We start from the raw sequence: 12772 nt of genomic DNA, 5'->3' as shown, positions 1-12772 counted from the left end.
TACAAATACATAAAAATAAAAACAGAGCGACTATAGGCATCCTGCATGACAATTCTATGACACGTCGTTACGTCCTGTGACGGTTTAGCTGCGCGGATGCCTTAACAGCTTCTTTACGTACTGGTGGAGCATCTCCGCATCCTCAACCGGTACCTGCGATTCAGGCCTGACGCTCTCCAGCGCGCCTTCCACACTCTCAATCAACGCCTGCTGATCGGTTTTCGCCATTTGTCGCAGCAACGCGGTGACCACAATCTCAAGCGCTTCGACCTGAGCCACCAGCTCTTTTGACTCTTCTTCCTTTTGTGCCAGCTTGACCAGCAATTCAGCAATGAGGTTTTTCATCGTGCCAGTTCCTTTTCAGTTTTGTCTGACGTTATCACTCTGAATCCCTATTGCAAAGAGAAGAAATTAATTATGGTATGCAAAAGTGACACAGGAACGGAAATAAAGAGGTAGCGCCGTGAGCGAAACGTTTTTCTATAAAAAGACGCCGCATTTTGTTATATAAAAATGCGGCTACCATAAGAATATATAATACATCTACTAAAGTGTTATCTCGCCGATTTGGCCTCCGCCATTTGTCTGCGGCGTCGCAGCGCAATAGCCAGCTGGATAATATTGATTAAAACAACAATCGCTGTCGCCGCAAATACCCAACGAAAACCGGCCATTGCGGAAACGGATGCGCCAATAAGCGGACCGGCAACATTCCCCAGATACATAAATGACTGGTTATATCCAAAAATTCGCCCCGTCACCTGGTCGCTGGAATATTTGACCAGCAGGGTCTGTACCGCAGGCAACATGGCGCCGTCAGCAAAGCCGAGCAGAAATCGCAATACGCCAAGCTGAAGCGGAGAAGTGACAAACGACATCGCGAAGAAGAGCACCACCGCAAAGATCAGCGTCGCCATCAGGATGCGCGCCGTGCCGATTCTGTCCCCCAGTTTACCCAGACGCGGCGCGGAAATCAGGGCGGATACGCCCGGCACGGCGGCAATCATGCCGCTCAGAAAAGCGATATTCGTGCTCTCCGGCTCCATCGACTTGATAAACAGCGCCAGAATCGGACCGACCGAACCGTTGCAGAGCTGGATCACCATGGTGGTCACAAACAGGCTAATCATCAGCCCCGGATAAGGCAGCGAGGCGAAAACGGCCTTGCCGCTGAGGCGTTCAGATTTACTGATAACCGGGCGGCCCCCTTCTTTAATCAGAAAGAGCGTGACCAGAAAACTGACCACCAGCAGGATCGCGGTGATAATAAATACCGCGCGCAGCCCGACGTGGTCCGCCAGAAAGCCCCCCAGCAGCGGCCCGCCGATGACGCCGCTGATCTGTGCCGTGGAGAGCGTACTCAGCGCCCAGCCGCTACGCTCGCGCGGCACCTGAGAGGCGACCAGCGCCATGGCGTTTGGAATATACCCGGACGTCAACCCCATCACCGCCCGCAGGAAAAACAGCTGCCAGACGTTGGTGGCGAAGGCCTGCAGCAGAATGGCAATCGCCATCCCGAGCGAGGCGCGCAGCAGCATCAGTTTACGGCCTTTTCGATCTGCCAGGCTGCCCCACATCGGTGACACAATGGCGGAGACCAGAAACGTGACGCTGAACGTCAGACCGGACCACATGGAAAGCGCTTCATGCGAGGTCACCCCCAGCTGCGACACGTACAGCGGCAGGAACGGTAAAATCTGGCTGATGGCCAGCCCGGTAAAGAAGCAACCGAACCAGACCGAGATAAGATTAACTTTCCAGGATTCCATAACGAAATAGTCTTCATTTTTAGGCGAATTCGCCGACAGATTAGCAAGTTACGCATGTCAACGTCGCACCAGAGATGCGGCCCGACAGACTTTGGTGTTTTATCTTCCCAGTCATCATATTTGTGAAATAAGTCACAATTCATCCATTTTCTGGCGGAATATTATGCTTTACCGGCAGAGGCCAAAACCGCGCATTCCCAGATGAAAATGGTTAGCATGCGCCGCGTTATACTCCGGTCCCAGGCCGTTCCCGTAGTAGCCACAGCTCGCCGCCAGCATGGCCTTCAGCCAGGGCTGCGTTGTTGTCGCCTTCCAGCCATTCAGCACCGTGACGCGTTCACCGTTCGCCAGACGAAAAGCGGCAATATCCAGCGCCTCCGCCGTGGCATGTTCACTGCGGCGCGCGTCAGGGCGGTGATAAATATTGCGGCAGGCAAAGCTGCCAAGGTGGTCGATACGCGCGAGCTCACTGCCCGTATAGCGTTTTGTCAGCGGCCGGGCCTGCTGGCTGATAAAGAGGGCTGAGCTGAGCGCCAGCGGGCAGCTGGCAAGAAAGCTGCTGTTCAGGCCGACAGGGCCGAAGTCACGCACGCGCACGACGTTGTGAAGGGGACACGCGCCGCCGCTGTCCGCTACCGGCTGGGTGCGGATGAGATCGCGTTGGTTAGCCTGTAACAGCAGGCTCGCGCACGCCTCGGGAGTTAAACGCCGAAGCTTATACTGAGTGATTCGGCCTGGCGGATCGTCAAGCGTCAGCGGCGTGAAAGGGTTGTAGTGAGGCGGCAACCAGCGGTAACCCAGCGTTGCGATGGTCAAAATGATAAATCCGGTCAGCAGCGTTTTTCCTCTCACTCTCCCCCCTCTACATTCCCCAAAACATTATGGCAGAAGGCCGCGAAACCCGCCGGGCATCGTGGTATGTTATTGGCTTTTCGTCAGACTGGAAGAGAGTGAGATGGCTAAGCAGCGCGTAGGTATTGTCTTTGGGGGAAAATCAGCGGAGCACGAAGTGTCATTGCAATCGGCTAAAAATATCGTTGATGCGATCGATAAAAGCCGTTTCGACGTGGTGCTGCTGGGCATTGATAAACAGGGCCAGTGGCACGTTAACGATGCCAGCCAGTATCTGCTGAATGCTCACGATCCGGCACACATCGCCCTGAATCCTTCGGAAGTGAGCGTCGCCACCGTACCCGGCGTCGTGAAGGGGCAGCTTATCGACGCCGGCAATGCACAGGCTCTCGCCCAGATCGACGTCGTCTTCCCTATCGTTCACGGCACACTGGGGGAAGATGGTTCCCTGCAGGGAATGCTGCGCATGGCCAACCTGCCGTTCGTCGGCTCGGATGTCCTCGGCTCTGCCGCCTGCATGGACAAAGACGTGACCAAACGCCTGCTGCGCGATGCCGGGCTGAATATTGCCCCGTTCGTTACGCTCACCCGCGCCAACCGCGACAAACACACCTTCGCGCAAATTAGCGGAGAGCTGGGTCTGCCGCTGTTTGTGAAGCCTGCAAACCAGGGCTCCTCCGTAGGCGTCAGCAAAGTGACCAGCGAAGCTGAGTTCACGCAAGCCGTCCGCCTGGCGTTTGAGTTCGACCATAAAGTGGTGGTTGAGCAGGGCATCAAAGGCCGTGAAATTGAGTGCGCCGTGCTGGGCAACGATTTTCCACAGGCGAGCACCTGCGGCGAAGTGGTGTTAAACAGCGACTTCTACTCGTACGACACCAAATACATTGATGATAAAGGCGCGCAGGTTGTCGTGCCTGCGGATCTCGATCCGGCGGTTAACGATAAGATCCGGGCGATCGCCATTCGCGCTTATCAGACGCTCGGTTGCTGCGGCATGGCGCGCGTGGATGTGTTCCTGACGGCGGAAAACGAGGTGGTGATCAATGAAATTAACACGCTGCCGGGGTTCACTAACATCAGCATGTATCCGAAGCTGTGGCAGGCGAGCGGCCTGAGCTACCCGGAATTGATCACCCGCCTGATCGAACTCGCGCTGGAGCGTCACGCCGCCGACAGCGCGCTTAAAAGTTCCGTAAACGGTTAATCGGCGCCCTTCGCCGACTCTGCCTCATCCGCTGTCGTCTCTTCAGGACGGCGGCGGATAATCAACCCCGCCAGCCAGAAACTGATAACCCAGGTCACCAGCCCAACGGCATAGGTTTGCCAGCCTTTTGCCTCAAACCCCAGCAGACCCACGACACCGTTAAGAATAAAGATCAGCCCGATAGCGAAGGCGTAGTAGTGCCAGTCACGGCGTAGTTTGGACGTGAGCTTCATAACAACTCCGGCAGGAAAAAAAGACATCCTCTCACAGTTTTACGACCAGGTCTGTGGCAGATACGGAAATTCTGAAACGCGACGCAATTTCACTTAAGTTAATAAATTGTGACGTGCTGCAGAAATCAACAATCCAGGAGGATTCCGGCGCGTAAATTACCACGATTCTGATATTGACAAATGCGATGACCTGTCAAACTCACCCTGTACGAAGCGTATTAACAGAGCGATTTATCCGGAGGTCATCATGGCTGACTTTACATTGTCGAAACCGATTTTTGGCGGAAAACCAAAAACCTCCACGGCGGGTAATATCGCGTATGCCCTGTTTGTCCTGTTCTGCTTCTGGGCTGGCTCGCAGCTTCTCAATATGCTGGTCCATGCGCCTGGCGTTTACGAACACCTGATGCAGGTGCAGGATAACGGACGCCCGCGAGTTGAGATTGGTTTTGGCGTCAGCACCTTGTTCGGCCTGATTCCCTTCCTCGCGGGATGTATGATTCTGGGCGTTGTGGCATTAGTGCTGCGCTTTCGCCGCCGCCGTTAAAGCCCCATACAGCGAGCCCGGCGATCGTCCACGCGTTTTGCGAACCACGCGGTGGTCAGGTTACGCGTGATCTTCGGGCTTTCCAGCTGAATACCCGGCAGGATAGCCCTCGGTAACGTTTTCCCGCTTTTCTGCTCTGCAAGCGCAAACACCTTCTTGTACAGATCCGTTTTCTCAAAGGCCAGGCTGTCGCCTTTCTCAAGCTGGCGGCGAATGTCGCTGTTGCTCAAGCCAAGCGTTGCCGATAATTTCCGTACGGCAAGCTCGGTGCTTCCCGCCTCGCTGCTGCCGTAAGCGATGAGATCGCCGTCAAGCGCCAGCTTAACGCCGCTTGCGCGGCTGACCGCACTCTGGAATGCCGCATTACGGCTGGCATACCAGCCAGCGTTAAAGTCGGCAAAGCGATACAGCGGCTCATCGTAGTTCGCCGGGTAGTTCAACAGGTGATACGTGCCGAACCACAGTCCGCCGCGCAGGGAGAAGACCTCCTGGCGCACCGTACCGTCGATTTTCCACGGATAGCCGTCGGTGTGTTTCTCCGCGAACGCGATGCTTACCTGCATTGGGCCACCGGTATGGACCGGATTCAGTGAGCCAAACAGCTTCTGCCCCATTGGGACCATGCTGATGAAATCATCAAAGATGGCGCTAAGCTGTTTTTCGGTTTTCACCGTATCCAGCCGTTCGCTGTAGCTTTTGCCGTTCGGCGAGGTGATTTTAAGCGCGGTATGCACGAGGAACACCGGGATATGCATGGACTCCGCGCGGCGGTCGATCTCTTTCCAGGCGATTTTATTCAGCCCCGGCACAGCCGGATCTGACTGGTACATCGACTCCTGCTGTGCCACCGCCAGCACCGAACAGATGTTCTCCTCGGTCGGCGCGATCTTTTGGCTTTCAAAGGTTTTTGCCAGCGCGTCTGCCCACGCATTGCGATCTTTCACGCTGGCAGGCATTTTCTGCCGCACAACGCTCGCCACATCAACGGGCTTCTCGCCCTTTTTGAGCGGAGCGGCTCCCTTTTCGGCACAGCCTGCCAGCACAAAAGCGGCCAGTATGGTCAACGGTAACGCGCGCGGTACGGCAAAAGGCATAGCAACGTCCTGTATTAGCTAAATGTGTTGGTGACTTCCTGCAGGTCACGATCGTCCAGCTCGCGTTCAAAGCTGCGCAGACGTTTGTAGATGGACATCAGTTCCACCAGCGTGGTCCAGGAGCTGATCAGGTACTGGAATGAACTTCTGACCTGATCAAACACGTTGGTAATTTGGGTCATCAGTCCCAGGGTAATTGTCCCTGCAACAATTGACGGGAACAACAGGACTATTCCAAAAACAGTATCGGCCTGAAGATATAAAATACGAGCTATGTTGAAATACATGTAGTGGAAGTAGAGCTTAAAGTAGTTAAAACGGACGTTCTGAAATAACTCTTTTACCGTTGGTGGCGCAGCTCGTGATGGGTCATCCTCACCGTAAACGAGTTCTTTACGGTAAGCCGCTTCCACGCGCTGATTTTTAAATTGTAACCCCGGCAATTTGATCCCCACCACAGCAAGAAGCCCCGTTCCCATAAGAGACCAGACCAGTGCCGCAATAACCAAACCATAGGGTAAATGACCAACAATTGGAAGTTCAGGCACATGGGGTGAAAGTGCAATCAGAATCGGTAAAAAAGCGATAAGTTTCATCACAGCATTAAGCAAGCTGACCCCCATGTCCTCCAGCGTTGAGGCAAAACGCATGGTGTCTTCCTGCACACGCTGTGCAGCACCTTCGATGTGCCGCAGTCGTTGCCAATTTGCCATGTAATATTCGTTCATAGCTGTACGCCAACGGAAAACGTAATGGCTAACGAAGAAATTGTTCAGCACTGCCACTGTTACTGCAATCATGGCAATGCCGGTAAAACTAACGAGACTGGCATAGAGTTCACCAATCGGAACCTTATTTGGGGCGCTTAGCGCTTTTTGGATCAAATCGTAGAAGGGTGCATACCATGCATTAATTGCAACGCTCACTTCCACCATGAACCAGGTAACGAAAATGATCAGTGCAGATCCCAAAATCGACCAAAACTGCCAACGATGCGGAGAATACTTGAACCAGAAGAGTGCAAACAGCCCCACACATACCGTGTAGTAGGCATAAAATACGATAAAGCTCAGCGACCAGAAGCGCGCTGCGCTAATCGGCACCTCGCCTGTCGCCCCCGTGATGCGCGTCAGCCATGCGCCGCCGCCCGCCTGCCAGAAAATGACAGCGATCAGTGCCCAAATAAATGCCGACAGGAAAAAAGGCCCCGGCTTTGGGAAAAAAGACTTAAACATAATGCTTCCTTCTTGTTGTTATGGCTGTTGCTGTGTACAACACGTCACCACACGAAAACCTGCCCGAGCCAGCCTCCCGACTCTGGCAAAAAGGTCAGACCCGAGCGTTAATTATTAGTTCGCTTTCCAGTTTTCAAGAATTGTTTCGGTGCGTTTCACTGCGAGAGGATTCGCCGGCGCAATGAAGTTACGCCAGACGTCGTTGTGATGGTTAATCAGAATCTGAGCTTCAGCAGCCGGGCGGTTGGATGTGGTATGGGCATCTTCCGCCACGGTGATGTGATAACCCCGGCTAACGCCGTTCTTGATCGTCGCATCGACGCAGTAATCGGTGGCGCAGCCGCAGATAACAAACTCGCGAATGCCCTGCTCCCGCAGCAGCGTCTCAAGCCCGGTGTTATAGAAGGCATCACAGGCCGTTTTGGTCACGTAAAGCGCGTCGGCAGGCTGATGGAGTTCAGGCAGTAGCGCAAACCCTGCACTCCCCTCTTCCAGCCCCCCGGCCTCGGTGTGCTGTATAAAAATCACCGTGTCGGCTGCCTGCGTAAGCTGGTTGATCAGAGAGACACACTTTTCGCGCTGATGACGCGGGGTTTCAAACACCCCGTTCTGCATATCGACAACCATAACCACACGCTTCTCAGACATACCGTTCTCCGTAAAATTGAGTGACACTGGTGCCTATCATAAGCCCGATGTCACAAAATGGGAGATGGCTCGCAAGTAAATTGTTCATATTTACCCATGGTTACGTTTTTCTCGCTATCGTTATGCAATTCGGGGCATTGCACGGTACCGATTAGTAGTATAAATACCCATTACTTTCCTCATTCACTTCATGGATGCTTTTCGTTGAAACGTTGTCTGCTCTCTTTTGCCGCGCTGTGTGCGGTGAGCTTCTCTACCGCCCAGGCAGCCCAACCGCTGACGGCTCCCGTTTTAGCTTCAGATATTGCCGATCGCTACGCGAACCTTATCTATTACGGCAGCGGCGCGACCGGAATGGCGATGGTCGTCATCGACGGAAACCAGCGTGTATTCCGCAGCTTTGGCGAAACGCGCCCGGGAAATAACATTCACCCGCAGCTGGATTCTGTCATCCGCATCGCATCCTTAACCAAGCTTATGACCAGCGAAATGCTGGTGAAACTGCTCGACCAGGGCGTGGTGAAGCTCGACGATCCGCTCAGCAAATACGCGCCGCCAGGTGCCCGGGTCCCCACGTATCAGGGGACCCCGATCCGGCTTGTGAACCTTGCTACCCACACCAGCGCCCTGCCGCGTGAGCAGCCAGGTGGAGCGGCGCATCGTGACGTGTTTGTCTGGCCAACGCGCGACCAGCGCTGGAGCTATCTGAGTACCGCCACGCTGAAAGCAGCACCGGGCTCGCAGGCCTCTTATTCAAACCTGGCGTTCGACCTGCTGGCGGATGCCCTCTCAACGGCGGCTGGCAAACCCTACACGCAGCTGTTTGAAGAGCAGATCACCCGTCCGCTCGGCATGAAAGACACCACGTTTACCCCGTCCCCGGACCAGTGCCGTCGCCTGATGGTGGCCGAGAAAGGTGCCAGCCCCTGTAATAACACGCTGGCGGCCGTGGGCAGCGGCGGGGTTTACTCCACGCCTGGCGACATGATGCGCTGGATGCAGCAGTTCCTTTCCTCGGATTTCTACTCGCGCAGCAGCCAGGCCGATCGTATGCAGACCCTGATTTATCAGCGTACTCAGCTGCATCGGGTCATCGGGATGGACGTACCGGGTAAAGCCGATGCGCTCGGTATGGGCTGGGTCTATATGGCACCGAAAAATGGCCGTCCGGGTATTATTCAGAAAACCGGCGGCGGCGGCGGGTTCATCACCTATATGGCGATGATCCCCCAGTCAAACGTGGGCGCGTTTGTGGTGGTGACCCGCTCTCCGCATACGCGTTTCGTCAATATGAGTGACGGTATTAATAACCTGGTGGCAGAACTGAGCGCCAATAAAGCCCAGGTGCTTACCGCGTCCAACTGATATTAATATTCCGTGGGCAAGCGGTTGATGCTGACCAGCTTGCCCCGGCTCATATTGATATAGTTTCCCTGTCGCAGGGCGGCCAGAACTTCGGCAACAACAGAACGTGAAATGCGTGTGCTTTGCTGAATATGATTCATCACACCGATTTTTGAACGCAGCGTTTCATCCCACTCGGCCATATTTAACAGCATCGCGCGGATCTGGTGATAGGAGTTATTGCCCACCAGCTGCATATCGCGTTTTTCAAGAATGTAATTTATCCAGGATAACCAGCAGAAGGCCTCTTTCCACAGCGAATACTGCTGGATCTGTTGACGGGTAGTTTCCGTGGATAAATAAAAACCGGTACAGGCCGTTTTAGCCATCACTCTGTATTCCTGAGAGTGATTAATGACCACCGTAGACAGACCGAAAATAAAAGGTGCCGTCGCAATCCCCACCAGCAACTCATCGGAAGGGCGATAGACCTCAATCACACCGGTTTGTAATACGATCGTGCGAGGCTCAATTGATTCGCCTGACGTAATTAATTGTTGAGGAGCACATGTAAAAGGGGTACTGGCTGCTATTAACCCCTGTTCGAGCCGGCGTAATTCAGAAAGTGGTTTCGCATTAACGTTCATGCAGACCTCAAGTCATCCGTATTTGTCGGTTCAATATTATTTTTATTGCTTCTGTAAAAAGCGGGGGAAGATAACCCCTCCCCCGCTTTTATTCATTACCAGGTATATTTCACACCCAGGTTTGCGCCCCAGTTCTGGTCAACGTCACCGCCGCCCAGATAAGTGGCATCCGTGTAAGCGCTGAAGTTCTTCGTGAAGCTGAACTGGGTGCCCAGCCCAACACGAACAGCGGATCCTTTCACGCCGTTATCAATGCTGTCACCGTTAATATCGGCATTGTTATCGGCGTCGTCATAGACCCAGGCCAGTTTGAAATAAGGCGTCAGAGCCTGATCGCCGCCGTAGTTGAAGGTATAACCCGTATCAACACCAAGTTCATAACGCAGGCTATCGTAAGATTGTCCATCAACGCGCATGTCATTGCTCAGACGATAGTCATCACCAGACTGGAACAGACCCGATACGGCTGCGTATGGGGTAACGTAGCCAGAGAGGTTTGGTTTCCAGTCATAGCCCAGCTTCAGCCCAAAACCAACAGCGTCGCTGGTGGTATTGCCGTCAACATACTGGCCGTTGCTCATGTTAGCGGAAAGATCGCTGTTGAAGCGGGTGTAGCTCAGGGAGCTGTCGAGGAACAGATCGTTCGTAAACTTCGCTGACGCGTAGATCATCGCCGTCTGGCTATCCTGATCGACCTGACCGGTACGATCGCTGATATCTCCCTTCGCGAAACCTGCCGCTCCACCGACGATCCACTTCGCGTTATTACCGTCAATCTGGGTATCCAGACCCACCATAATACCGCTCACGTCCTGATCGTAGCTGATAACGCCATTGTCACCGTCGAAATTGCCGCCGAAGTAGCTCACCCACGCTCCGCCATTATCCGCCAGGCCGTGACGGCTGTTGGTCAGACGCGCACCTACGGTATCCTGCTGCAGATTCCAGATATTGGTATTGGCAGAAGGAATGCTCAGCGCCATATTGGCGTAGTCGGTCAGCGCTTTCTGCTGGAGGACAACGGTGTCACCCTGCTGCTGCGCCTGGTAGGTATAGGCCCCTAAATCGGCTCTGTTTGCAGCAGTAAAGCTGGCTGCAGTATCCGCATTATTGTCATAGATGCGAACGATCTCTTTGTTTTTGTAATCAGCAACGGAACCCGCTCCGGTCGCGTCATCGATACGGACCTGATAGTTACCGGCGACGTCACCGTTCACCGCCAGATGGCCGTCAGAGTTAATGGCCACTACGCCGTAGTCATAATCAGCGCTGCGCTTATCGTTAGTGATATAGCGTGCGTTGTTCAGATCGCTGTTCAGCACATAATCACGGCTGGCAACGTTCAGCACGCCGCCATCGGTCAGTACCATATTGTGCGTATCAACCTGACCCAGCCCCAGCGCCAGCTCTGCACCGTTATCCACGGTGATGGTGTTGGCATAGAGCTCGGCCGTTTCTTCCGTCAGCGCCGCACGGCTATCGCTGTCCAGATACAGATGGTCGGTAGCCACGCCGCCGCTGTCGCCGATATTCAATGAGGACGCATTGGTCAGAGTGATGGCATCCGCCAGCAGGCCTGAGTTTTCAACGTTGACCTGAGACTGGTTGTTGACCGTCAGGGTGTCGATGTTAGATACCTTACGGGTATCCCACTCGGAACCGTTGTCCAGCGCGATGTTAAACAGACCGCTCTGATACACCGCTTCGCCCGCAACATGTCCGTTGTCGTCATAGGTGGAGTCCGGCCAAATGCTGTTAGGGGACAGAGCGTTCCAGTCTACGTTGCTGTAGCCCAGGCCATACATCTGCGCCGTGCCGATAGCCTCGACGCTGGACTGTGCTGCGCCGACCCATTTGCTGCCGTTGGTAAGCGTCACATCCAGCTTATCGGTGCCATCCCAGCCGTTGGTGGTTGGGTTATAGATGCCGTCTTCGGTGGTATCGGTTGCCGGATCGCCGTTCGGGTAGAAGTTGTTGTCGAAGGTGCTGGAGAACAGAATATCGCCAGTAACGGTGGAATGATCGAACGTGGCGGTGGTTTGCATCGCGTTATCAGACGCGCTGGCGGCCACAATCAGCGCCGCATCGTCTGCCGCTGTCGCGCTGGTTTCACCATAGTCGCTCGGCTTCGCGGTTTGACCGTAGAATCCGCTGGTACCTAAATCGCTGTACGCGCCGGAAGTCAGTACCGAATCTTTCACCAGTAGCGTGTCGGTAAAGACGTTGCTGCTGTTGGCTACGCCTTCAACGCCGTCGTATGGCGTATTATCCAGCTCCTGGTACCCCTGCGTCAGGGTAATCCCCGCGACGTGAGAATTATTCTGGATAACAATATCCGATTCCACATCCAGGGTAATCGCATTACCCAGATCGTACGTATCCAGATAGTGTCTTTCCGTATTTTCCCCATTCACGACATCATACGCATAATGCTCGTACGTATCGTTAAGGGTGGAATTATCAACGGTCAGGCTAAAACGATCGTATTGCGTATGATGGGTGCCGTCAGCATCCACGCCATCAGCACATGTGGTGGTCATACACTCAGAAGTAATCATGCCGTTAATGGTGCTATTGGAAATACTCAACGCATTCGCCCGGCCATTGATGCCATCATCCAGGTAGTACGTTGAAATAACACCATTCACGGTGGCTTTATTAATCACGGGATAAATATCACCATCATGGATGGCATCCGAGTAATCCCAGTCGGCATAACCATAATACCAGGGGGTGGACGCTGTATTATCGTATCCGAAGGTATTATATGTCGTACCGGAAATATCCTTCGCATTGGCCTGAGAAGCGATAGCCAGGGTGCAGGCTAATGCAAGTTGAGATACAACGAGTTTCTTTTTCCATGTTTGCATTGGGTCATCCCTCCTCAGGGACGTAAGCAAGTTTGTCCATCAATGAATTTGCAATATTTAATTGCGGAGGGAATTATGCAGTTTCATTTCGAAAAGGTTCAATGAATGTTTCCATTAAGTCCGTATTCAGACAAAAACACATTCAGACCACAAACCATAAGGCGTCATAAAATAAATATTATAAAAACAGAATGTTAATACACGGCTAAACCAATCGGAAAAACACACCGGAAAATAATAAATCATTTTTAATTATGCTTTCATTTCCATATAGAAATAACACGAATATTTCATTCTCCTCTCAGCGTTATACTGACCTGCATTATATA

General features: G+C 53.4%; 12 protein-coding genes. 3 read left to right on the top strand and 9 right to left on the bottom strand.

All coding sequences use genetic code 11. The annotated features are described in order from the left end of the window. Positions 1 to 84: 84 nt before the first annotated feature. From iraP to BFG58_RS17675, 3 genes are all read right to left on the bottom strand, one after another. The gene (gene iraP, locus BFG58_RS17685; protein ID WP_023293178.1) at positions 85 to 345 is read right to left on the bottom strand and encodes an anti-adapter protein IraP; all 261 of its coding nucleotides are present in this window, start codon (positions 343 to 345) and stop codon (positions 85 to 87) included. Positions 346 to 554: 209 nt separating this feature from the next. Continuing rightward, positions 555 to 1769: a multidrug efflux MFS transporter gene (locus BFG58_RS17680; RefSeq protein WP_039263891.1), complete on the bottom strand. Its 1215-nt coding sequence runs from the start codon at positions 1767 to 1769 to the stop codon at positions 555 to 557. A 168-nt stretch (positions 1770 to 1937) separates the two neighbouring features. Continuing rightward, complete coding sequence (locus tag BFG58_RS17675; RefSeq protein ID WP_069720217.1) at positions 1938 to 2621, bottom strand: extensin family protein; 684 nt, start codon at positions 2619 to 2621, stop codon at positions 1938 to 1940. Positions 2622 to 2724: 103 nt separating this feature from the next. Here BFG58_RS17675 and ddlA point away from each other — a divergent pair, with 103 nt between their 5' ends. Then, the gene (gene ddlA / locus BFG58_RS17670; protein WP_032674239.1) at positions 2725 to 3825 is read left to right on the top strand and encodes a D-alanine--D-alanine ligase; all 1101 of its coding nucleotides are present in this window, start codon (positions 2725 to 2727) and stop codon (positions 3823 to 3825) included. On the opposite strand, the gene BFG58_RS17665 is transcribed toward ddlA, so the two are convergent. Beyond that, on the bottom strand, positions 3822 to 4058 hold the full coding sequence (locus tag BFG58_RS17665) for a DUF2754 domain-containing protein (RefSeq protein WP_032656524.1): 237 nt from the start codon (positions 4056 to 4058) through the stop codon (positions 3822 to 3824). The two genes, ddlA and BFG58_RS17665, sit on opposite strands and share 4 nt — an antisense overlap. Before the next feature lie 247 nt (positions 4059 to 4305). Between BFG58_RS17665 and BFG58_RS17660 the strand changes: the two genes are divergently transcribed. Continuing rightward, positions 4306 to 4605 carry a DUF2755 family protein gene (locus BFG58_RS17660; RefSeq protein ID WP_008503287.1) on the top strand — a complete coding sequence of 100 codons (300 nt, stop codon included), beginning with the start codon at positions 4306 to 4308 and terminating at the stop codon, positions 4603 to 4605. On the opposite strand, the gene BFG58_RS17655 is transcribed toward BFG58_RS17660, so the two are convergent. The 3 genes from BFG58_RS17655 to BFG58_RS17645 form a co-directional block, all read right to left on the bottom strand. Beyond that, positions 4602 to 5699, bottom strand: coding sequence for a DUF1615 domain-containing protein (locus tag BFG58_RS17655; RefSeq protein WP_045909811.1), 1098 nt, complete (start codon positions 5697 to 5699; stop codon positions 4602 to 4604). The genes BFG58_RS17660 and BFG58_RS17655 overlap by 4 nt on opposite strands. A 14-nt stretch (positions 5700 to 5713) precedes the next feature. Then, a complete protein-coding gene (sbmA, locus tag BFG58_RS17650; protein WP_025912609.1) occupies positions 5714 to 6934 on the bottom strand; it encodes a peptide antibiotic transporter SbmA in 1221 nt (406 codons plus the stop codon). Positions 6935 to 7048: 114 nt separating this feature from the next. Next, positions 7049 to 7582, bottom strand: coding sequence for an isochorismatase family protein (locus BFG58_RS17645; protein WP_069720216.1), 534 nt, complete (start codon positions 7580 to 7582; stop codon positions 7049 to 7051). A gap of 204 nt (positions 7583 to 7786) precedes the next feature. Between BFG58_RS17645 and ampH the strand changes: the two genes are divergently transcribed. Then, positions 7787 to 8947, top strand: coding sequence for a D-alanyl-D-alanine-carboxypeptidase/endopeptidase AmpH (ampH, locus tag BFG58_RS17640; RefSeq protein WP_032638396.1), 1161 nt, complete (start codon positions 7787 to 7789; stop codon positions 8945 to 8947). 2 nt (positions 8948 to 8949) lie between these two features. Here ampH and BFG58_RS17635 read toward each other — a convergent pair whose 3' ends face one another. Together BFG58_RS17635 and BFG58_RS17630 are read right to left on the bottom strand one after the other, a co-directional pair. Next, complete coding sequence (locus BFG58_RS17635; protein WP_045909814.1) at positions 8950 to 9573, bottom strand: helix-turn-helix domain-containing protein; 624 nt, start codon at positions 9571 to 9573, stop codon at positions 8950 to 8952. 95 nt (positions 9574 to 9668) lie between these two features. Then, positions 9669 to 12443, bottom strand: coding sequence for an autotransporter outer membrane beta-barrel domain-containing protein (locus BFG58_RS17630; RefSeq protein WP_069720215.1), 2775 nt, complete (start codon positions 12441 to 12443; stop codon positions 9669 to 9671). Positions 12444 to 12772 lie beyond the last annotated feature (329 nt).

The sequence above is a fragment of the Enterobacter sp. ku-bf2 genome (genome assembly GCF_001742765.1).
Lineage (GTDB): Bacteria > Pseudomonadota > Gammaproteobacteria > Enterobacterales > Enterobacteriaceae > Enterobacter > Enterobacter quasiroggenkampii.
The sequence above is the reverse complement of the archived record's forward strand: the minus strand, read 5'-3'. Positions and strand labels throughout refer to the sequence as shown.

What these genes read in the sequence shown, in the direction of transcription:
- iraP (WP_023293178.1), bottom strand. Translation starts at nt 345, where the DNA reads ATGAAAAACCTCATTGCTGAATTGCTGGTCAAGCTGGCACAAAAGGAA.
- BFG58_RS17655 (WP_045909811.1), bottom strand. Translation starts at nt 5,699, where the DNA reads ATGCCTTTTGCCGTACCGCGCGCGTTACCGTTGACCATACTGGCCGCT.
- BFG58_RS17645 (WP_069720216.1), bottom strand. Translation starts at nt 7,582, where the DNA reads ATGTCTGAGAAGCGTGTGGTTATGGTTGTCGATATGCAGAACGGGGTG.
- BFG58_RS17635 (WP_045909814.1), bottom strand. Translation starts at nt 9,573, where the DNA reads ATGAACGTTAATGCGAAACCACTTTCTGAATTACGCCGGCTCGAACAG.
- ddlA (WP_032674239.1), top strand. Translation starts at nt 2,725, where the DNA reads ATGGCTAAGCAGCGCGTAGGTATTGTCTTTGGGGGAAAATCAGCGGAG.
- BFG58_RS17680 (WP_039263891.1), bottom strand. Translation starts at nt 1,769, where the DNA reads ATGGAATCCTGGAAAGTTAATCTTATCTCGGTCTGGTTCGGTTGCTTC.
- BFG58_RS17630 (WP_069720215.1), bottom strand. Translation starts at nt 12,443, where the DNA reads ATGCAAACATGGAAAAAGAAACTCGTTGTATCTCAACTTGCATTAGCC.
- sbmA (WP_025912609.1), bottom strand. Translation starts at nt 6,934, where the DNA reads ATGTTTAAGTCTTTTTTCCCAAAGCCGGGGCCTTTTTTCCTGTCGGCA.
- BFG58_RS17665 (WP_032656524.1), bottom strand. Translation starts at nt 4,058, where the DNA reads ATGAAGCTCACGTCCAAACTACGCCGTGACTGGCACTACTACGCCTTC.
- BFG58_RS17660 (WP_008503287.1), top strand. Translation starts at nt 4,306, where the DNA reads ATGGCTGACTTTACATTGTCGAAACCGATTTTTGGCGGAAAACCAAAA.